The following is a 19,279-nucleotide window of genomic DNA, read 5'->3' as shown; positions in this document are numbered from 1 at the left end:
TCTGCCATGTCGGGTACTGGCGAGCCGACCCGGCTGCGGGCATGAAAACCGCCTCATTCGCGGTTAGGGTAGAGGCGGGCAGCGAGGCTGCTGTCCATCGCCTCATGTACTGACCAATGAGAAGGTGACATAGTGACCGAGGTCCGCTCGACCGAGATTGCACAAGCGTGGACAGACCTGACGGGATCGATTCCTCCCGCCGACCTCATCCCCGCGTACTTCCCCCGCATCAGCGACGCCGAGTATGAGACCTACGGGCCCAAAGCCCTCGCCGCGTCCGCCGCCCGGCACTACGACGTCGCCCGCGGCTTCGACGGCACCACCCCCGTCGTCTCGCTGACCAACCTCTCAGCCAGCGATGCCGACTACGCCGGCAACCGCACCGTCATCAACATCGTGCTGCCCGACACCCGCTACACGCTGTCGTCGATCATCTCCGAGCTCACCGGCGCCGGACACAACATCCGCGCAGTGCGCCACCCGATCATCGTCACCGAGCGCGCCGGCGACCAGCTGCAGATCGTGCCCTCGGCCGAACTGTCCCGGACCACCACCTCGACATCGGCGCTGCCGACCATCACCCCGGGGATGTCGTCGACGACCCGGGCGAAGGAATCCTGGGTCCACCTGGAGATCGACCAGGTGCCCGAGGAGCAGTTCGACGAGCTGCGCGCCCAGATCGCCCGTGTCCTCGAATACGTCATCGCCGCCGAAGCCGACCGCGAGCAGATGCGCGCCCGCGCCCATGAACTGGCCGAACAGCTGCGCAGCACCCCGCCGCGGCCCGAGCTGGCCGACGAGGCCGCCGAATCCGCCGAGCTGCTCGACTGGCTCTCCGGCCGGTTCGCGTTCCTCGGCTACCGTGAGTACTCGCTCGACACCACCGGCGAGGAACTCGCCCTGCACCCGATCGAGGGCACCGCGATGGGCATCTCCTCGCTGCGCCCGACCCGGTCCTCGCAGCTGTCGAAGAACGTCGCCGCCCGCGCCGAAGAGCCGCGCGTGCTCGTGCTGACGAAGGCGAACTCGCGCTCGCACGTCATCCGCCGCAGCTACCTCGACTACCTCGGCGTCAAGACCTACGACGAGCACGGGACGATCGTCGGTGAGCGCCGCTTCGTCGGCCTCTACACCTCGGGGATGTACAACGCCTCGGTCCTCGACATCCCGGTGATCCGGCAGAAGGTCGCCTGGATCCTGCGCGAATCCGGCGTCGAACGCGACACCCACTCCGGTGACGAGCTGCTCTCGATCCTGGAGACCTACCCGCGCGATGATCTCTTCCACGCCGATGTCGAGGAGATCTTCGAGGTCGTCATGCAGGTCCTCGACCTCAAGGAGAAGCGCGAATCCCGCGTCTTCATCCGCCGCGACCCCTACGCTCGCTACGTCTCCGTGCTCGTCTACGTCCCGCGCGACCTGTACGACACCGACTCGCGCCTGCGGGTGGAGAAGGTGCTGCGCGAGGCCTACGCCGCCGACACCGTCGATTTCGATGTGCTGCTCAGCGAGTCGGCGCTCGCCCGGCTGCACTTCGTCGCCCGGGTCCCGCGCAACATCAGCCTCCCGGAGGTCGACGCGGACACGGTGGCTGAGCGGATCACCAGCGCGCTGCGCTCCTGGTCCGAGGACGTGTGGGAGTACCTCGCCCCGCACAACGCCCGCCACACCGCAGCCGAACTCGACCGGGCGCGCACCTGGTCCGAGGCGTTCCCGCCGTCCTACATCGAATACAACACCCCGCAGGACGCTGTTGAGGACATCGCCCTGTTCGAGCAACACGACAGCGATGACGAACCGCTTGTCAAGATGGTCCGGCCCAGGGGAGTGCCGCGCAACCAGGCCCGCCTGTCGTTCTACCGGCTCAACCCGGCAGGCCTGTCGGAGATCCTGCCGTTCCTGTCGAACCTCGGCGCCTCCGTCCTCGACGAACGGCCCTACGAGATCGACCTGCCTGATGGCAGCTGCCGCTACATCTACGACTTCGGACTCGAGTTCGAAGACGAGATCTCCTCGCAGGACTTCGAGCGCATCGAAGAGGCCTTCGCCGCCGGCTGGAAGGGCCTGCGCGAGACCGGCAGCATGGACCGGCTCATCGTCGCCGGCCTGCCGTGGCAGGACCTCGCCGTGCTGCGCGCCTTCACCCACTACCTGCGCCAGGCCGGCTTCTCCTACTCGGACAAATACCTCGGCTCCGTGTTCACCTCGAACCCGGACCTCTCAGCGCTGCTGCTCGGCTACTTCCACGCGAAGTTCGACCCGGACCTGACCCCGGCCGTCGGGACGCGTGAGGAGCACATCGCCCAGATCCACCACCGCATCGAGCAGGCACTGTCGGAGGTCACCAGCCTCGATGCCGACCGTGTGCTGCGGGCAGTGCTCTCACTCATCGACGCGACCGTCCGCACCAACGTCTTCCAGCCCGAGGACGGCTCGCTGCCCCGGGCTGCGGTGTACAAGATCCTGCCCCCGCAGCTCGACTTCGTACCCAAGCCCAAGCCGGCCTACGAGATGTGGGTGTACTCACCTGAGGTCGAAGGCGTGCACCTGCGCTTCGGCAAGGTCGCCCGCGGCGGCCTGCGCTGGTCGGATCGCCGCGATGACTTCCGCACCGAGGTGCTCGGACTCGTCAAGGCGCAGATGGTGAAGAACGCGCTCATCGTGCCCACCGGCGCCAAGGGCGGATTCGTGCCGAAGCAGCTGCCGGACCCGGCACAGGATCGCGATGCGTGGCAGGCAGCCGGACAGGCCGCCTACGAGGTGTTCATCAACTCCCTGCTCGACGTCACCGACAACCTCGAATACACCCCCGAGGGCAATGTCGTCGTCCACCCCGAGCGGACCGTCATCCACGATGACGACGACTCCTACCTCGTCGTCGCAGCCGACAAGGGCACCGCCCGGTTCTCCGACGTCGCCAACGGGATCGCCACCAGCCGCAGCTTCTGGCTCGGCGACGCGTTCGCCTCCGGCGGCTCGGTCGGCTACGACCACAAGGCGATGGCCATCACCTCCCGTGGTGCCTGGAAGTCCGTCGAACGCCACTTCCGCGAACTCAGCGTCAACACCGCCACCGATGACTTCACCGTCGTGGGCATCGGCGATATGAGCGGTGACGTGTTCGGCAACGGCATGCAGCGCAGCGAGCACATCAAGCTCGTCGCCGCCTTCGACCACCGCGACATCTTCATCGACCCGGACCCGGATCCGGCCCAGTCGTTCGCTGAACGGCGCCGGCTCTTCGAGCTGCCGCGCTCCTCATGGCAGGACTACAACCCGGAGCTCATCTCCGCCGGCGGCGGCGTCTACCCCCGCTCGTCGAAGTCGGTGCGGCTGAGCGAACAGGCCGCCAAGCGGCTCGGCATGAGCCCCGGCCAGTACCGGCCCAATGACCTCATCCGCGGCATCCTGACCGCACCGGTCGACCTGCTGTACAACGGCGGCATCGGCACCTACATCAAGTCCTCCCAGGAGACCGCCGCTGACGTCGGCGACAAGGCCAACGACGCGATCCGCGTCGACGGCGCCGACCTGCGCGTGCGCGTCGTCGGCGAGGGCGGCAACCTCGGCGCCACCCAGCTCGGCCGCGTCGAGGCGGCACTCGGCGGCGTCAAGATCAACACCGACGCCGTCGACAACTCCGCCGGTGTCGACTCCTCTGACCAGGAAGTCAACATCAAGCTGCTGCTCGACACCCTCATCAAGAACGGGGCCTTCAGCTCTGATGAGCGCGTCGACGTGCTGCTGTCGATGACCGACGAGGTCGCCGACAAGGTGCTGGCGAACAACTACAGCCAGAACGTCCTCCTCGGTGAGGCCCGCGACGGCGCCGACGTCATGTCCGGCACCCACCGCCGCCTCATGCGCTACCTGGAGCGCAACGCCGACCTCGACCGGGCCGTCGAGTTCCTGCCGACGACCAAGCAGCTGGCCAACCGCACCTCGACCGGCGGGGGACTGACCTCGCCGGAACTGGCCGTGCTGCTGGCCTACGTCAAGATGAACGCCGCTGATGCGATCCTCGACAGCGACGTGCCGGACGAGGAGTGGACCAACGAGCACCTGCTCGCCTACTTCCCGGCCAGCCTCGCCGAGCGCTTCGGCGAGCACTTCGCCGAGCATCCGCTGCGCCGCCAGATCGCCACCGCACGCCTCGTCAACCGGATGGTCGACCGCGGCGGACTGACGTACATCTTCCGGATGGTCGAGGAGACCGGTGCGACGATCCCGCAGATCGCCCGCGTCTTCACCGTCGTCAGCGAGATCTTCGACCTCGACAGCCACTTCGACGACATCTGCGCACTCGACAACGTCGTCGACTCCAGCGTCCAGGTCAAACTCCAGCACGGCTACGTGCGGCTGCTCGACCGCGCCTCCCGGTGGCTCGTCCACCAGGCGCCGACGCACCTCGACGTGCCCTCGGGCATCGAGCGCTACGGCTCGATCCTCGAACAGCTGCGCCCGCAGGTCCCGCAACTGCTCGAAGGCACCGACGCCCGCGAGCTGGAGTCCAACGCCCAGGCGTTCATCGCCGAAGGCGTGCCGGAATCGGTCGCCTACCGGGCGGCGGCGCTGCTCGACGAGTTCGCGCTGCTCGACGTCGCCCAGATCGCCAACCGGCTCAGCATCCACGGCGAGGACGTCGCCGAGGTGTACTACCAGGTCACCGACCTGCTCTCCGGTGCCGAGCTGCTGCAGCTCATCGGCGAACTCGACCGCTCCGACCGCTGGTCGGCGCTGGCTCGCGGTGCGATGCGCGATGACTACTACCAGGCCGTCTTCGCCGTCGTGCTCACCGTGCTCTCGGCGACCGAGGCGGAGGGGGCGACCCCAGCCGAGCGCGCCCAGCACCGCATCGCCCAGTGGCGTGAGAACAACGAGGCATCGCTGGGCCAGGTGCTCGAGACGATCGATGAGATCCGCCAGCTCGACACCGTCACCCAGACGCCGCTGTCGGTGCTGCTGCGCATGATGCGCGGCATCGTCCGCTCGACAGTCTGGCAGTCAGAGGAGAGCTGAGCCCGGGGAGAAGACGATGCACCCGCACAGCGACATCGACGCCACCGAGGACTTCACCGACGGGCGGGATCTCGAGTGGCTCCACACGCTCGTCGGCGACTGGCAGCTGCTGGCTGACTTGTCGTTCGCCGACCTGCTGCTGTGGGTTCCCGCCACCGAGGCGCCGGGCCGGTTCCGGGTGGCCGCCCACTGCCGGCCGACCACCGGGGCGACCGCCTACCCCGAGGACGTCGTCGGGCTCATCAGCGCCGGCATCGAAACAGAGCTCATGCAGCGGGCGTGGGACAGCCAGGAGATCATCATCGCTCCCGGCCAGGACGAGATCCACGATTCCAGCGCTCCGATCGCCGGTGCCGAGGTGGTGCCGGTCGTGCGCGAGGGCCGGATCATCGCTGTGCTCACCCGGCACACCGAGGAGCTGCGCCGCAGCGTGTCATCGCGGCTGGAGCGCAACTACCGGGCGTGCGCCTCGATGCTGCTGACGATGATCGCCGAGGGCGACTACCCCAACCTCGACGACGATGCCGCCGGCCACCACGGCGACTCCCGCGTCGGTGACGGGATAGTCGTGCTCAACCGCGAGGGGCGGGTGCGCTATGCCTCGCCCAACGGCATCTCCGTCCTCCACCGCCTCGGCCACGATGACGAACTGGAGGGCCGCTACCTCAACGAGGTCGTCGCCGGGCTCGTCGAGCAGCTCCGGCCAGTCGATGAGACACTGCCGGTGGTGCTCACCGGGCGGGCACCGTGGAGCACAGAGGTCGAATCCGGCAGCGTCATCGTGACCTTACGCGCGATCCCGTTCACTCGTTCCGGCAACCGGATCGGTGCGGCGATCCTGCTGCGCGATGTCTCCGAGATCCGCCGCCGCGACCGGCAGCTACTCGGCCGCGATGCGATGATCCGCGAGATGCACCACCGGGTGAAGAACAATCTGCAGACAGTCGCAGCGCTGCTGCGCCTGCAGACCCGCCGCATCTCGTCGGCCGAGGCGAAGGGTGCGCTGGAGGAGGCGACGCGCCGCGTGTCGATCATCGCCGTCGTCCACGATGTGCTCAGTCAGGGCCTTGACAGCGAGGTCGACTTCGATGAGATCGTCGACAAGGGCCTCAAACTCACCCCCGAGCTCGCCAGCCCGCACGTGGAGATCACGATGCAGCGCACCGCCAGCTTCGGCAAGATCTCCTCAGTCGATGCGACGTCCCTGGCACTGGCACTCACCGAGCTGGTGACCAATGCCGTCGAGCACGGGTTCCCGCTCGACCTGAAGAAGCCAGAGACCGATGAGCGCCTGCAGGCCACCGTGTGGGTCGAACCCGAACGCGTCGGCAACCGGCTGCGCGTCACCGTCGCCGATGACGGCGTCGGCCTGCCGGAGGAACAGGGGCCCGGCAGCGGACTCGGCACCCAGATCGTCAAGACGCTCGTCTCCACCGACCTCGGTGGGGAGATCACCTGGCAGGCCCGCCGGGGAGGCGGCACCGAGGTCATCATCGACGTGCCGCTCGGCCGCGACCGCTGAGTGAACATACAGCAGCGCCCGCCGTAGATGAACGGCGGGCGCTGCTGTCATGTCTGTCGAGGTGCCGGTTCTGACCGGCGGGCAGTGCGTCAGCCGGCGCGGCGGGCGCGGGCGGCGCGGCGCTTGAGGGCGCGGCGCTCATCTTCGCTCATGCCGCCCCAGACTCCGGCGTCCTGGCCGGATTCGAGTGCCCACTGCAGGCAGATCTCGGCGACTTCGCAGCGGCGGCAGACACTTTTGGCCTCTTCGATCTGCAGGAGCGCAGGGCCGGTGTTGCCGATGGGGAAGAAGAGTTCGGGATCCTCATTGAGGCAAGCCGCGCGATGGCGCCAATCCATGGTGTCCTTTCCTGGAGCGGAGGTCGCCGGAGCCCGGGGAGCTGGTGGGCCCAGATCGGCACACAGCAGGCTGGCGACAGCAAGTGGTCGCTATGTCAACCAGATTCACATATGAGACAGGACAGCACAAGAGGGTCGAAGTGTGAAATCACCGACAATCTTTTATTCTGCGGGGTCTGCCGCAGCATCGCAAATCGATCCTCAGCCTTGCCCGCTTCGCACCGTTCTGCTTGGCTGAGGACATGGAGAACATCAGCGACCTGCGCGACGTGCGCATCATTGCCATCGGCGATCTCAAGCCGCAGATCCACCCCACTGCCTTCGTCGCACCCGGCGTCACGCTCATCGGCGACGTCCGCCTCGGGGCCGGCAGCAGCATCTACTACGGCACCGTGCTGCGCGCCGAATCAAGCCCTATCACGATCGGTGACGGGACCAATGTGCAGGACAACTCCGTCATGCACTCCGATCCCGGCCGACCGGTCACCGTCGGCGCCCGCGTGTCGGTCGGCCACCGCGCGCTCGTGCACGGCTGCACCGTCGGCGACGACTGCCTCATCGGCATGGGCGCAACCCTGCTCAACGAATGCGTCATCGGCTCCGAGACCCTCGTGGCAGCCGGCGCCCTCGTCCTCGAAGGCATGGAGGTCCCCTCCGGCTCCCTGGTGGCAGGGATGCCGGCGAAGGTCCGCCGCGAACTGACCGCGGAGAACATCGAACACATCCGCACCAACGCCGCCTCCTACTCCGAACTCTCAGCCGCGCACCGACAACAGGGCCGCATCGTACGCCCCGCAGACGTGCTCACCGAGACGATCGGCTGAACCAGCCTCCCCCTTTTCCGGCGAACGAAGGTTGTCCGCGCCTTCCTAGCCGCCGGCGGCGCCGTTGGGCATGATGGCCGTATGGCTTTCATCCGTGCTCTGCGCCGCTACCCGCTCGCCGGGCTGGCCGTCGTCGCCTTGGCGACGACGCTCGTCCTGCTCGCCTCAGGGTTGCCCGGCGCCGCCCAGATCCTGGCGACGAGCGTCATCGGCATCGTCGTGCTCATCACCGCCTGGGACATGGTCAAGGACATCATGGCCGGCAAGTGGGGCCTCGACATCCTGGCCGTCGTCGCGATGGTCGCCACCGTGCTCGTCGGCGAATACGTCGCCGGCCTCATCATCGTCCTCATGCTCACCGGCGGCGAAGCGCTCGAGGAGATGGCCGCCGGCCGGGCCGGGCGCGAACTCGATGCGCTCATCAGCCGCGCCCCGCAGTTCGCCAACCGGGAGGGCGCTGACGGCCAGCTCACCCAGATCCGGGTCGACGAGGTCGCCATCGGCGACATCCTCGTCGTCCGCCCGAATGAGACGCTGCCGGTCGACGGCACCCTGCTCGACGCATCGGCGACCATCGACGCGTCTGCGATGACCGGCGAACCGCTGCCGGTGACCTTCAGGACCGGGGACACCCTCGCCTCGGGCACGGTCAACGAGACCCGCGCCTTCCGCATGCAGGCGACGGCCACCTCGGCGGACTCCCAGTACGGCTCGATCGTCAAGCTCGTGCGCGAGGCCGTCGAATCCCAGGCCCCGATGGTGCGACTGGCCGACCGCTACGCGGTGCCGTTCACGATCGTGTCCCTGGCGATCGCCGCCTTCGCCTGGTTCATCAGCGGCAACCCCACCCGGTTCGCCGAGGTCCTCGTCGTCGCCACCCCCTGCCCGCTGCTCATCGCCGCCCCGGTCGCGTTCATGGGCGGGATGAGCCGGGCTGCGCAGATCGGCGTCATCATCAAGAACGGCGGCGCGCTCGAAACGCTCGCCCGCGTCCAGTCCGCCGCCCTCGACAAGACCGGCACGCTCACCCGCGGCAACCCTGAGGTCCGCCGCGTCATCCCCGGCACACACAGCGAAGACGAGCTCATCGCCCTGGCTGCCGCGGCCGAGCAATTCTCGCTGCACGCCTTCGCCCAGTCGATCGGCGCGGTGGCCACCGAGCGCGGGCTGACCCTGCCCGAGGTGGCAGGCGCCGACGAGACAGCGACCAACGGCGTGCGCGCCCACCTGGCCGACGGCACCGAGGTGCGGGTCGGCAAGATCACCTACATCGAAGAGGTCGCAGGCCCCCTCGAACCGGCCGAGCTGGCACCCGGGGAGACCTTCGTCTACGTCTCCCACGGCAGCGACCTGGCCGGCATCATCATCCTCGCCGATGAGCTGCGCGCCACCGCCGCCGGCACCGTCGCCCGGCTGCACGAGCTCGGCGTCACCGACATCGCGATGCTCACCGGCGACAACGCCGCCACCGCCCGGGCGATCGCCGGTGAGGTCGGCATCGACGAGATCGAAGCTGGCTGCACCCCGCAGACGAAGGTCGAGCACCTGGCCTCGATGCGCAACCGGCCGGTGCTCATGGTCGGCGACGGCGTCAACGACGCCCCGGTGCTCGCCGCCGCAGATGTCGGCATTGCACTCGGTGCGCGCGGGGCGAGTGCGGCCAGCGAATCGGCCTCGGCGGTCATCACCCAGGACGATATCGCCAACGTCGCCTATGTCATCGAGATCTCCCAGCGCACCGTGCGCATCGCGCTGCAGAGCATCTGGCTGGGCATCGCGATCTCGATCGGGTTCATGATCGTCGCAGCCCTCGGCTACCTGCCCGCGGTCGTCGGCGCGATCCTGCAGGAGGGCGTCGACCTCGTCGCGATCCTCGGGGCCCTGCGGGCACTGCGCGTGAGCCACACGCCCGTGCCCGAGGCGGTCGAGACTGCCGCGGGCCGCCAGGCCGCTTAGGGCAGCCGGTGGCCCAGCCACTAGGATGGGAAGCGAACGACAGGGCGGCCGCAGCGCCGCCGCTGTCATGCCATCGACTTGCCTGCCGCTGAGAGAATGAGACTGTGAAGAACGTACTTGATCCCTCCCAGAACCGCGTCGTCATCATCGGCGGTGGTCCCGGCGGCTACGAGGCCGCACTCGTCGCCGGCCAGCTCGGCGCCGATGTCATGCTCATCGAACGCAACCGCTGCGGCGGATCTGCGGTGCTCACCGATGTCGTGCCGTCGAAGACCCTCATCGCCACCGCCGAGCTCATGGGCCAGATCGAGGTCTCCGGGCCGCTGGGCATCCGCCTGCGCGGCACCGAGGACGGTGAGCCCGCTGCGATCGAACGCGGCGCCGCCCGCGCCGACCTCGACACCATCAACAAGCGGATCAAGCACCTGGCCAACGCTCAGGCGACCGACATCTACGACGGGCTTGTGGCCGCCGGCGTCAAGGCGATCAAGGGAACGGCCCGGATGTCGGGCCGGCACACCGTCCACGTCGTCGAGGAGGAGGGCAACGAGTACGAACTCGAAGCCGATGTCGTCCTCATCTGCGTCGGCGCGCACCCGCGCGAGCTGCCGAGCGCCCAGCCCGACGGTGAGCGGATCCTGACGTGGACGCAGCTCTACGACCTCGACGAGCTGCCTGAGCACCTCGTCGTCGTCGGCTCCGGTGTCACCGGTGCTGAGTTCGCCTCCGCCTACCATGCTCTCGGTTCGAAGGTCACGCTCGTATCCTCCCGGGACCGGGTGCTGCCCGGCGAGGACAAGGATGCTGCCGATGTGCTGGAGAAGGCGTTCCGCTCCCGCGGCATGAACGTGCTCTCCCGTTCGCGTGCCGAATCGGTCACGCGCACCGACGACGGTGTGCTCGTCACCCTTGACGACGGGCGCAAGGTCAATGCCAGCCACTGCCTCATGGCCGTCGGCTCGATCCCGAACACCAAGGACCTCGGTCTCGAATCGGCCGGCGTGCAGCTGGAGGACTCCGGGCACGTCGTCGTCGACGGCGTCTCGCGCACCTCCCGGCCGGGCATCTACGCCGCCGGTGACTGCACCTCGGTCATGCCGCTGGCCTCGGTGGCCGCGATGCAGGGCCGAATCGCGATGTGGCACGCCCTCGGCGATGCCGTTGCTCCCCTCAAGCTGCGCAATGTCGCCTCGAACATCTTCACCAGCCCGGAGATCGCCACCGTCGGCTTCTCCCAGAAGGACTTCGAGGAGGACCGCAAGGAGATCGACTGCGTCACCCAGCCGCTGAGCACGAACGCACGGGCGAAGATGCAGGAGATCAGCGACGGCTTCGTCAAGATCTTCTCCCGCCGCGGCTCCGGTTCGATCCTCGGCGGTGTTGTCGTCGGTCCGAAGGCCAGTGAGCTCATCCTGCCGATCACCCTGGCCGTGGAGAACCGGCTGACCGTCGACCAGCTGGCCTCCAGCTTCACCGTCTACCCCTCGCTGTCGGGCTCCATCACCGAGGCGGCGCGCAAGCTGCATCACCACGCCAGCTGAGCCAGCCGGCACAGCCGGTGCCTGCCGGGCAGGACCGGCGGCTGAATACACGACTGCGGGTGCACTCGATTCGAGTGCACCCGCAGCTGTGTTTCGGGGGATCGGGAGCTGGCGTCACCGGCAGACTCACTATCTCATGCGCACCGAGTCGGCACAATTGGACTTTGGTGCAGTCGACTACGACTTTCGTCTAGGTCTGCCTGAAGCCGGCCCGCTGACCTGCGGCTGTGCGCGGCTCAGTCCTCGAACTCGATGAGCACGGTGCCGGCCTTGACGGCCGAGCCGGCCTCGACGGCGATCTTCGACACGGTGGCGGGACGCGACGCCTTGAGCGGCTGCTCCATCTTCATCGCCTCAATGACGGCCAGCGTGTCACCGGTCTCGACGACAGCACCGGGCTCGACATCGACGGACACGATCGTGCCCTGCATCGGTGCGGTCAGCGCTGAGGCGTTGTCGGTGCGGCTGGAGCCGCGGCGGCGCAGCCGGCCCTTGCGGGGGCGGGCGCCGGCCTGCGCCGGGCGGGCCAGCTCGGCCGGCACCTTGACCGTCAGCCGGTGGCCTTCGACCTCGACGACGATGTCGATGACGTCGCTGCCGTCCTGCGTCTGCTGTGCCATGGGATCCTCCGGATCGTCGAATGTCGGCATGTATGTCTGCTGCAGCCAGTGGGTGGAGACGCTGAAGTCCTCGGCGAAGGCCGGTTCGTTCACCAGCCGCCGGTGCAGCGGCAGCAGCGTCTTGACACCGTCGAGGGTGTACTCGCCGAGCGCACGGCGGGCGCGGGCGAGTGCGTGTGCGCGGTCCTCTCCGGTGACGATGAGCTTGGCGAGCATCGGGTCGAAGTCGACTCCGACCTCAATGCCGTGGTGCACGCCGGAGTCGACGCGCACGCCGGGACCGGCCGGCTCGATGTAGCGGCCGATCCGCCCGGTGGCCGGGAAGAAGTTCAGGCGCGCGTCCTCAGCGTTGATGCGGAACTGGATCGAGTGACCGCGCGGAGCCGGGAACTCCTCAGGCAGGCTCTCGCCGGCGGCGATGCGCAGCTGCCAGGCGAGCAGATCGACACCGGTGACCTCTTCGGTCACGGTGTGCTCGACCTGGATGCGGGCGTTGACCTCCATGAAGGTCAGCGTCCCGCCCTCGCCGAGCAGGAACTCACACGTCGCGGCGCCGACGTAGCCGACCTCGCTGAGGATGTCCTTCGAGGCCTGAGTGACCGTGGCGATCTGCTCGTCGGTGAGGAACGGCGCCGGGGCCTCTTCGATGATCTTCTGGTTGCGGCGCTGTAGCGTGCAGTCACGGGTCGAGGCGACGAGCACGCGGCCGTTGCCGTCGACCATGCACTGGGTCTCGATGTGGCGCGGATTGACGATCTGCTGCTCGAGCAGGCACTCACCGCGCCCGAACGCCGAGAGCGCCTCACGGGAAGCACCGGCGAGCGCATCGGGCAGCTCGGCCGCGCTGGCCGCCGTGCGGAAGCCGCGCCCGCCGCCGCCGTAGACGGCCTTGACCGCGATCGGGTAGCCGATCTTCTCAGCGATCGCCAGCGCGTCGTCGATGTCGTCGACGGCACCGTCGGAGCCCTTCGTGATCGGCGCGCCTGCCGCCTCGGCGACGGCACGGGCACCGGACTTGTCACCGAGCCGGTCGATGGCCTGCGGGGGAGGACCGACCCACACGAGACCGGCATCGAGCACCGCCTGCGCGAAGTCCGGGCTCTCGGCGAGGTAACCGTAGCCGGGGTGGATGGCGTCGGCGCCGGCGCGTTGGGCGGCGTCGATCATCTTCTCGATGCTGAGGTACGTTTCGGCCGGGCCGGCGCCGTCGAGGGCCCAGGCGTCGTCGGCCAGGCGGACGAAATCGGCGTTGGCATCGGGCTTGGTGTACACGGCGACGGCTTCGAGTCCGAGGTCGTGACAGGCGCGGATGATGCGCAGCGCGATCTCACCGCGGTTGGCGATGAAGACCCGCTCGATGGGGCGGTGCTCCACGGTTGCGGAGTACTGCCGCATGGGCTCGGTCATCTGGTCTCCTGGGCATGAAACGGGTGAACGGTATCAATCTAGAGACCAGTGCCAAAGCGTTGTGGACTATCGACAAAATCGGTGGGCGAAATTCTCAACCGGCACCGAGCGCGTCGTCACCGGTGTGACCTGCGGCATCGGCGCTGACATCCCACAGCTCATGCCAGGCCAGCCCGAGCTCGCCGACAAGCGTGCGCGCCAAAGGGAGGCTGAGCCCGATGACGTTGTGGTGATCGCCTTCGATGCCGGTGACGAAGGCGCCGCCGAAACCGTCGATCGTCAGCGCGCCGGCGACCTCGAAAGGTTCGGCGGTGGCGATGTAGGCGTCGATCTCCGCATCGGACAGCGCTGCGGTGTGGATCGTCGTCGACGCCGTCTGTGCCCGTGTGCCGGCGACCTGCCAGCCGTCACCGGTCGGGTCGAGGCGGGCGAGGAAATGGCCGGTGTGCAGGTGCGCGGTGCGTCCGCCCATCTGCTGCCACACCTCGCGGGTGCGCTCAGGTGTGTGGGGCTTGCCGACCGGCTGGCCGTCGAGTTCGAGTATCGAATCGGCAGCGATGAGCACCTGCGGCCGATCCGGCGCACCGGCGAGCAGCCCGGCGTTGCGTGCGGTGATGCGGCCCAGGACGTCACGGCCCTTGGCCTCGGCGAGCACGCCGGCCAGCTCCGCGACCGAGGCAGTGGGGTGCTGGTCCTGGACGGCCGCCTCGTCGACGTGGGAGACGATGACCTGCGGGGTGATGCCGGCCGTCGTCAGGGTCGCATACCGCGACGGGGATCCGGAGGCGAGAATGACAGCGCTCACGGGCGGGCCTCCTCGGTATTCGGGTTGGCAGCACTGGGCACAGCAGTCGGGGCAGCAGGCTGCTGCGGCTCGGTCTCCTCGTCCTCAGGACGCGGGTCGCCGTCGGTCAGCTCCGCCGGCCAGTGCGGGCGGGTCTCAGGATTCTCCTCGACATCATGGGGCAGGTCGAGGTCGACGGTGATGCGCTGGATGACAGCGGTGGCCAGCTGCGCGTAGCCGAGCGGGGTGGGGAAGCGGCCGTCGGAGCGGATGAGGGACTGCTTCGTCGTGCCCGACAGCACCGTGTTGAGCGACATCGGGATCGCCCCGGCGGAGACGGCGAGCATCCACTGCGAGCCGGCGAGCACGCGTGAGGAGCGGCGCAGCTGGGTGCGCAGCGGCTGCGGGATGCCTGGCAGGCTGCCGAGGTTGGGGCACGTGAGCACGATGACGGTGTAACCGCCTTCGCGCTGCAGCCGGTTGAGCGCGGTGGTGAGCACCGGCAGGCCGATCGAACCGGTGATCGGGTGGATGACATCGGCGCTGCCCATCGCGATGACGGCAAACCGCGGCGGCTGTTCGCCGATGCGTGAGCGGCGCAGCAGCGGATCGGCCAGGATCGAGTTGACCTGGGTGAGGATGTCATCGGCTCGCGCACCGGCCTGCGCGGTCGAGCGCAGCCGCACCGGCCGGCCGGTCAGGGCCGCCAGCCCGCGGGCGATGAGCATCGCTGGGGTGCGGCGGCGCCGGCCGACGGCAATGCCGGCCAGCCAGGAGTCGCCGATGACGGCCAGAGCCGGCAGATGCTCGGTGTCACCGTCGACGTCTTCGAGCGCCCGGCTGTGCGGAGCGCTCAGGTCGACGAGCCGGGACTGCTGGGGGACAGCGGCCGCGGCGACGTCGTCGTCGAAGGCCTGGCGCAGCCGCATCGACTGCAGCCGCATGAGTCCGTAGACACCGGCGGCGAAAGCCGTGGGCATGGCCAATCCAAACCCCAGTGCGGTCGCGGTTCGTCGCTGCATGAACTTCCTTCCCTCGTCCCGGACGAGTCTAGTGCCTCGAACCGATGGCAGAGCTTCGGCCCAGATGCGCGCTGATTCAGATGGTGAAGCGCTAAGCTGGCCTCATGCCAGAGAACTCTCAGCAACGCATCCCCGGGCGGCTGCGCAACGCCTGGCAGGGATTCCGGTCCCGCCGCGAGCAGGCCGCGCAGACCCCGACGGGGTCCTTCACCGCGTCGCCGCCTGTCCCCGCCTACATCGAGGTGCCAGCCCACGAGCCCACCGAGGAGGAGAAGGGGCGCGGAGCGTACGAGCCGTTCGTGTCTCTGCCGATGCGCCTGGCCGCCGCCTGGTCGTGGCGGTTCCTCATCGTGCTGGCCGCGATCGGCGTCGCCTACTGGCTGCTGTCGAAGATCTCCGTCATCCTGCTGCCAGCCCTCATCGCGCTGCTCATCACCGCACTCATCTCGCCGTTGTCGAACTTCCTCATGCGCCACGGCTGGAAGCGCGGGGCGGCAGCTGGTGTCACGTTCGTCGGCTTCATCGTCCTGGTGCTCGGCCTGCTGACGCTTGTCGGCCAGCAGATCGTCGTCGGCATGGGCGAGCTGACCGGGCAGGTCGTGGCCGGTATCCGCGCGATCGCCGACTGGCTGCAGCACAACCCGTTCGGCATCGACTCCTCGCGGATCTCTGTGGCCATCGACGACACCCTGAACAAGGGCATGGCGATGCTCGAAGAGCGCTCCGGCCAGATCCTCGGCGGCGTCGCCGGTGCCGCGATGTCGGTCGGCAGCTTCTTCACTGGCCTCATCCTCACCCTGTTCACCGCCTTCTTCTTCCTCTACGACGGCCGCAAGATCTTCTCCTGGTTCATTGGGATGCTCCCGCGCCGCGCCCGCGGCCGCGCTGAGGGCGCCGGCCTGCGCGGCTGGCAGTCGCTCGTGCAGTACGTCCGGGTGCAGGTGATCGTCGCCGGCGTCGACGCGATCGGCATCGGCATCGGTGCCTTCTTCATCGGCATCCCGCTCGTCTTCCCGCTCACGGTGCTCGTCTTCCTCGGCTCCTTCGTGCCGATCGTCGGTGCGGTCGTGACCGGCATCATCGCCGTCATCGTCGCACTCGTCTCCAAGGGCCTGGTCGCGGCGATCATCATGACGCTCGTCGTGCTGGCCGTCCAGCAGCTGGAGGGCAATGTGCTCCAGCCGTTCATCATGGGCAAGGCCGTCTCCGTCCACCCGCTGGCCGTCGTGCTCGCGGTGGCCGCCGGTGCGACCCTGTACGGCATCGTCGGGGCGCTCTTCGCCGTGCCGGTCATCGCCGTGCTCAACACGATCGTCCTCTACCTCGCAGGAGAAGACGTCTACGCCAAAGACGGCAAGGCCAAACAGGAACACCAACCCGACGATGAGGACGGCAGGACCTCCCCGCAGCTCGAACACGACGAAGAAGATTCGCCGCTGGCTCCCGACGTCGCCGAGGGCGACCCGACCGAGACCGCCGAGCCCTCCGGCCAGGCCAACGGGTCGACCGCCTCGGGCGCGGGCAATGAGCGGCGCACCGACGACTGAGCCTCCCGGCGCGGCACGGCTGCGGACATGAAGAAGGGGCGGGCCCGCTGCATGCGGGCCCGCCCCTTTGCATCAGCCGGGGTGGCTCAGCCGGTGTAGGCCTCCACACCGGTGATCTTGACGGTCATCTCCTTGCCGTTGGGCGCCTCGTAGCTGGCCTCGTCGCCGACCTTGCAGCCGTTGACCGCCGCGCCGAGCGGAGACTGCTCGGAGAAGACGTTGATCGAGTCGTCCATCGCGATCTCGCGTGAGCCGAGCAGGAAGCGCATCTCCTTGCCGTTCATCTTCACGACGACGATCTTGCCGGGGGCCACCTTCGTCGTGTCGGTGTCGGCCTCGCCGACCTTGGCGTGGCGCAGCAGGTGCTCGAGCTGGCGGATCCGGGCCTCGTTCTTGCCCTGCTCCTCGCGAGCGGCGTGGTAGCCGCCGTTCTCGCGCAGGTCGCCCTCATCGCGCGCGGCTTCGATGCGCTCGGCGATCTCGGCACGACCGGGCCCGCTGAGGTGCTCGAGCTCCTCGGTCAGCCGGTCGAATGCCTCCTGGCTGAGCCAGGTCTCTTCGGCTGTGGTCTCCTCGGTCATATTCATCTCCTCAACACGATGCCGCAGACGAACCGGATGCCGTCAGCGGCGGATGCGTGCCCAACCGGACACCGGACAATGAGAATTCCCGGACACCCGCAGGTGACCGGGAATCGGATTGACTGCCTAGTCTAACTCACATACCAGCAGGATTCCACGTGTCCGCTGGCAGCAAGCTGGGTTGTGCGAATATCGACGTCGAGCTGCACGGGGTCCGAGGTCGACGTCCCGGCGCGTGCCGGGATCGTGACCTCGCGGAACCCGACGACCGCTTCCTGCAGGTTCGTCGCCTGCACCGCGCATTCGATATCACGGGACTCATCGGGCACGATCGAGAACCGGGTGACCGTCAGCGAAGCATCGACGACGTCGTAGCTGACGGTCTTCGGGGTGTCGGGCACACGGGCCGGGGCGAAGGCGAACCAGGCGGCCAGACCGATCAGGACCGCCAGCGCAGCGCCCAGCGCGGCGATGATCCACGGCTGCTTCCCCGAACCCGAGGCGCCGGTCGCGTGGGCGCGGCTGTGCGGCAGGCGTGAACGGGAACCGTAGCGGTCGGCGACGGCGGTGCGGCGGCCGACGGCGCCGGCTGGGCTGCCGGTGCCTCGGTGGTCCTGGGGCATGCGGTCCTTTCTGCCGGCCGGATTCGTCCCGAGCGGTCAGGGCTACTAACCTATAGTCTAGTCCGCACCCTGCCCGCGGCAGTGCCCCGGGCTGTCCTGTGAGAGGTTCCCACGTCTATGTCCGTTTCGTCCGGTCGGCCCTTCCACGGCCTGCGCATGCTCGCCGTGCACGCGCATCCCGATGATGAGTCATCGAAGGGCGCTGCCACCACCGCGCTGTACACCTCGCTCGGCGCCCGGGTGATGATCGCGACGATGACCGGCGGTGAAGCCGGCGACATCCTCAACCCCGCCCTGCTCAACAGCCCGGCCGCCCGCCGCGACATCGCCGGGCTGCGCCGCGATGAGATGGCCGCCGCCGCCGAGGAGCTGGGTGCTGAGCACCGCTGGATCGGGTTCGTCGACTCCGGCCTGCCCGAAGGCGACCCGGCCACCGAGACTCCGCACGGGTCGTTCTATCAGGTGCCCACCGATGTTGCGGCCCGTCCGCTCGTGCACCTCATCCGCAGCTTCCGCCCGCACGTGCTCACCACCTATGACGAGCGGGGCGGCTACCCGCATCCGGACCACATCAAGAACCACATCGTGTCGATGACTGCTGTCGAGCAGGCCGCCGACGCGGCGGTCAACCCCGAGCTCGGGGAGCCGTGGCAGGTGCAGAAGGTCTACTACAACATGGACCTCTCGCCGCGGAAGTGGCTGGCCATCCACGAGAAGATGACCGCCGAGGGTCATGATTCGCCGTTTGCGGACATGCTGGAGAAGTACCGCTCCCGCGATGGGGAGCGCAACAGCTGGCTGACCGCCCGGATCGCATGCGGGCAGATGCTGGAGCGCTCGGACCGGGCGCTGCTGTCGCATGCCACCCAGATCGACCCGAAGGGCGGCTTCTTCTCCGAGGCCCGGAAGATCGCCAAGACCTTCTGGCCGACCGAGGAGTTCGAACTCGCCATCGACAACACCGGCCGCGAGCCGCTGGACCGCGGCAGCGACTTCCTCGAATCCGACCTGTTCGCAGGTGTCACCCGCGACGACGGCCGCCGCATCCCGGATGCGGGACTGCTGGAGCCCTACGTCGAAACCCGCGCAGCGGTGCCCAGTGCCGGGCAGACCCCGGCTGAGAAGGAGAACGTCTGATGCTCATGCTGCTGGCTGCCAGCCCCGCCCCGACCGAGGACGTCCGCTACCCGGATCCCTCGATCGTCACCCCGGGCACGATCGGCTTCCTGGCGGTCTTCGCCCTGGCAGTCGTGACGATCTTTCTCATCCGCGATGCGCTGCGCCGCGTGCGCCGGGTGCGTGCCAAGGACCGGGCCGTGGACGCGTACCCGATCCCGATGGCCACGGACCAGAAGCGCCGCTACCAGCCGGAGACCCATACCGCAGAGGCCAATGACTCCTTCGTCACCGAGGAGCCGGCCGCCGGTGAGACCGGCACCGCAGAGCCGGGAGCAGAGATGCCCGGCGAGGACACGTCACGCCCCTGACCTGAACT

At 68.4% G+C, this 19,279-nt stretch carries 14 protein-coding genes; 8 read left to right on the top strand and 6 right to left on the bottom strand.

From position 1 onward, the window contains the following. The first annotated feature begins 132 nt into the window (after nucleotides 1-132). Entirely contained in the window at nucleotides 133-5,019 is a 4,887-nt protein-coding gene (locus B4E96_RS07680; RefSeq protein WP_286957042.1) for an NAD-glutamate dehydrogenase, read from the top strand. 16 nt (nucleotides 5,020-5,035) lie between these two features. After that, nucleotides 5,036-6,541 carry a sensor histidine kinase gene (locus B4E96_RS07675; RefSeq protein ID WP_286957041.1) on the top strand — a complete coding sequence of 502 codons (1,506 nt, stop codon included), beginning with the start codon at nucleotides 5,036-5,038 and terminating at the stop codon, nucleotides 6,539-6,541. A gap of 89 nt (nucleotides 6,542-6,630) precedes the next feature. Here B4E96_RS07675 and B4E96_RS07670 read toward each other — a convergent pair whose 3' ends face one another. Next, nucleotides 6,631-6,879 carry a WhiB family transcriptional regulator gene (locus B4E96_RS07670; protein ID WP_102162883.1) on the bottom strand — a complete coding sequence of 83 codons (249 nt, stop codon included), beginning with the start codon at nucleotides 6,877-6,879 and terminating at the stop codon, nucleotides 6,631-6,633. A gap of 242 nt (nucleotides 6,880-7,121) precedes the next feature. Between B4E96_RS07670 and B4E96_RS07665 the strand changes: the two genes are divergently transcribed. The 3 genes from B4E96_RS07665 (at nucleotide 7,122) to B4E96_RS07655 (ending at nucleotide 11,200) form a co-directional block, all read left to right on the top strand. Beyond that, the gene (locus B4E96_RS07665; RefSeq protein WP_286957040.1) at nucleotides 7,122-7,703 is read left to right on the top strand and encodes a gamma carbonic anhydrase family protein; all 582 of its coding nucleotides are present in this window, start codon (nucleotides 7,122-7,124) and stop codon (nucleotides 7,701-7,703) included. An 81-nt stretch (nucleotides 7,704-7,784) separates the two neighbouring features. Then, nucleotides 7,785-9,659, top strand: coding sequence for a heavy metal translocating P-type ATPase (locus tag B4E96_RS07660; protein WP_286957039.1), 1,875 nt, complete (start codon nucleotides 7,785-7,787; stop codon nucleotides 9,657-9,659). A 104-nt stretch (nucleotides 9,660-9,763) separates the two neighbouring features. Continuing rightward, the gene (locus B4E96_RS07655) at nucleotides 9,764-11,200 is read left to right on the top strand and encodes an NAD(P)H-quinone dehydrogenase (protein WP_102162886.1); all 1,437 of its coding nucleotides are present in this window, start codon (nucleotides 9,764-9,766) and stop codon (nucleotides 11,198-11,200) included. A 236-nt stretch (nucleotides 11,201-11,436) separates the two neighbouring features. Here the strand turns inward: B4E96_RS07655 and B4E96_RS07650 are convergent, their stop codons facing one another. The 3 genes from B4E96_RS07650 to B4E96_RS07640 form a co-directional block, all read right to left on the bottom strand. Continuing rightward, complete coding sequence (locus tag B4E96_RS07650) at nucleotides 11,437-13,227, bottom strand: acetyl/propionyl/methylcrotonyl-CoA carboxylase subunit alpha (protein WP_102162887.1); 1,791 nt, start codon at nucleotides 13,225-13,227, stop codon at nucleotides 11,437-11,439. 94 nt (nucleotides 13,228-13,321) lie between these two features. Continuing rightward, nucleotides 13,322-14,032: a Maf family protein gene (locus tag B4E96_RS07645; protein ID WP_286957038.1), complete on the bottom strand. Its 711-nt coding sequence runs from the start codon at nucleotides 14,030-14,032 to the stop codon at nucleotides 13,322-13,324. Continuing rightward, nucleotides 14,029-15,033 (bottom strand): SGNH/GDSL hydrolase family protein, encoded by a 1,005-nt coding sequence (locus B4E96_RS07640; RefSeq protein WP_146004404.1) that lies wholly within the window; start codon nucleotides 15,031-15,033, stop codon nucleotides 14,029-14,031. The genes B4E96_RS07645 and B4E96_RS07640 overlap by 4 nt, the downstream gene beginning before the upstream one ends. 104 nt (nucleotides 15,034-15,137) lie before the next feature. Between B4E96_RS07640 and B4E96_RS07635 the strand changes: the two genes are divergently transcribed. After that, a complete protein-coding gene (locus B4E96_RS07635) occupies nucleotides 15,138-16,580 on the top strand; it encodes an AI-2E family transporter (RefSeq protein ID WP_259836153.1) in 1,443 nt (480 codons plus the stop codon). An 86-nt stretch (nucleotides 16,581-16,666) separates the two neighbouring features. On the opposite strand, the gene greA is transcribed toward B4E96_RS07635, so the two are convergent. Together greA and B4E96_RS07625 are read right to left on the bottom strand one after the other, a co-directional pair. Then, on the bottom strand, nucleotides 16,667-17,161 hold the full coding sequence (greA, locus tag B4E96_RS07630; RefSeq protein ID WP_259835109.1) for a transcription elongation factor GreA: 495 nt from the start codon (nucleotides 17,159-17,161) through the stop codon (nucleotides 16,667-16,669). A gap of 131 nt (nucleotides 17,162-17,292) precedes the next feature. Further along, a complete protein-coding gene (locus tag B4E96_RS07625) occupies nucleotides 17,293-17,784 on the bottom strand; it encodes a DUF4307 domain-containing protein (protein WP_286957037.1) in 492 nt (163 codons plus the stop codon). 117 nt (nucleotides 17,785-17,901) lie between these two features. Between B4E96_RS07625 and mca the strand changes: the two genes are divergently transcribed. Together mca and B4E96_RS07615 are read left to right on the top strand one after the other, a co-directional pair. Continuing rightward, nucleotides 17,902-18,921 carry a mycothiol conjugate amidase Mca gene (gene mca / locus B4E96_RS07620; protein WP_170274775.1) on the top strand — a complete coding sequence of 340 codons (1,020 nt, stop codon included), beginning with the start codon at nucleotides 17,902-17,904 and terminating at the stop codon, nucleotides 18,919-18,921. After that, entirely contained in the window at nucleotides 18,921-19,271 is a 351-nt protein-coding gene (locus tag B4E96_RS07615) for a hypothetical protein (protein WP_170274723.1), read from the top strand. Before mca ends, B4E96_RS07615 begins: the two co-directional genes overlap by 1 nt. Nucleotides 19,272-19,279 lie beyond the last annotated feature (8 nt).

Origin of the sequence: Brevibacterium sp. UBA7493 (genome assembly GCF_002479565.1) — a bacterium.
Lineage (GTDB): Bacteria > Actinomycetota > Actinomycetes > Actinomycetales > Brevibacteriaceae > Brevibacterium > Brevibacterium luteolum.
Note: the sequence above shows the minus strand (reverse complement) of the source record. Positions and strands in the feature narration are given on the sequence as shown.

Coding starts and splice junctions, on each gene's coding strand:
- B4E96_RS07660 (WP_286957039.1), top strand. CDS start 7,785: ATGGCTTTCATCCGTGCTCTGCGCCGCTACCCGCTCGCCGGGCTGGCC.
- greA (WP_259835109.1), bottom strand. CDS start 17,161: ATGACCGAGGAGACCACAGCCGAAGAGACCTGGCTCAGCCAGGAGGCA.
- B4E96_RS07640 (WP_146004404.1), bottom strand. CDS start 15,033: ATGCAGCGACGAACCGCGACCGCACTGGGGTTTGGATTGGCCATGCCC.
- B4E96_RS07665 (WP_286957040.1), top strand. CDS start 7,122: ATGGAGAACATCAGCGACCTGCGCGACGTGCGCATCATTGCCATCGGC.
- B4E96_RS07670 (WP_102162883.1), bottom strand. CDS start 6,879: ATGGATTGGCGCCATCGCGCGGCTTGCCTCAATGAGGATCCCGAACTC.
- mca (WP_170274775.1), top strand. CDS start 17,902: ATGTCCGTTTCGTCCGGTCGGCCCTTCCACGGCCTGCGCATGCTCGCC.
- B4E96_RS07650 (WP_102162887.1), bottom strand. CDS start 13,227: ATGACCGAGCCCATGCGGCAGTACTCCGCAACCGTGGAGCACCGCCCC.
- B4E96_RS07635 (WP_259836153.1), top strand. CDS start 15,138: ATGCCAGAGAACTCTCAGCAACGCATCCCCGGGCGGCTGCGCAACGCC.
- B4E96_RS07675 (WP_286957041.1), top strand. CDS start 5,036: ATGCACCCGCACAGCGACATCGACGCCACCGAGGACTTCACCGACGGG.
- B4E96_RS07615 (WP_170274723.1), top strand. CDS start 18,921: ATGCTCATGCTGCTGGCTGCCAGCCCCGCCCCGACCGAGGACGTCCGC.
- B4E96_RS07625 (WP_286957037.1), bottom strand. CDS start 17,784: ATGCCCCAGGACCACCGAGGCACCGGCAGCCCAGCCGGCGCCGTCGGC.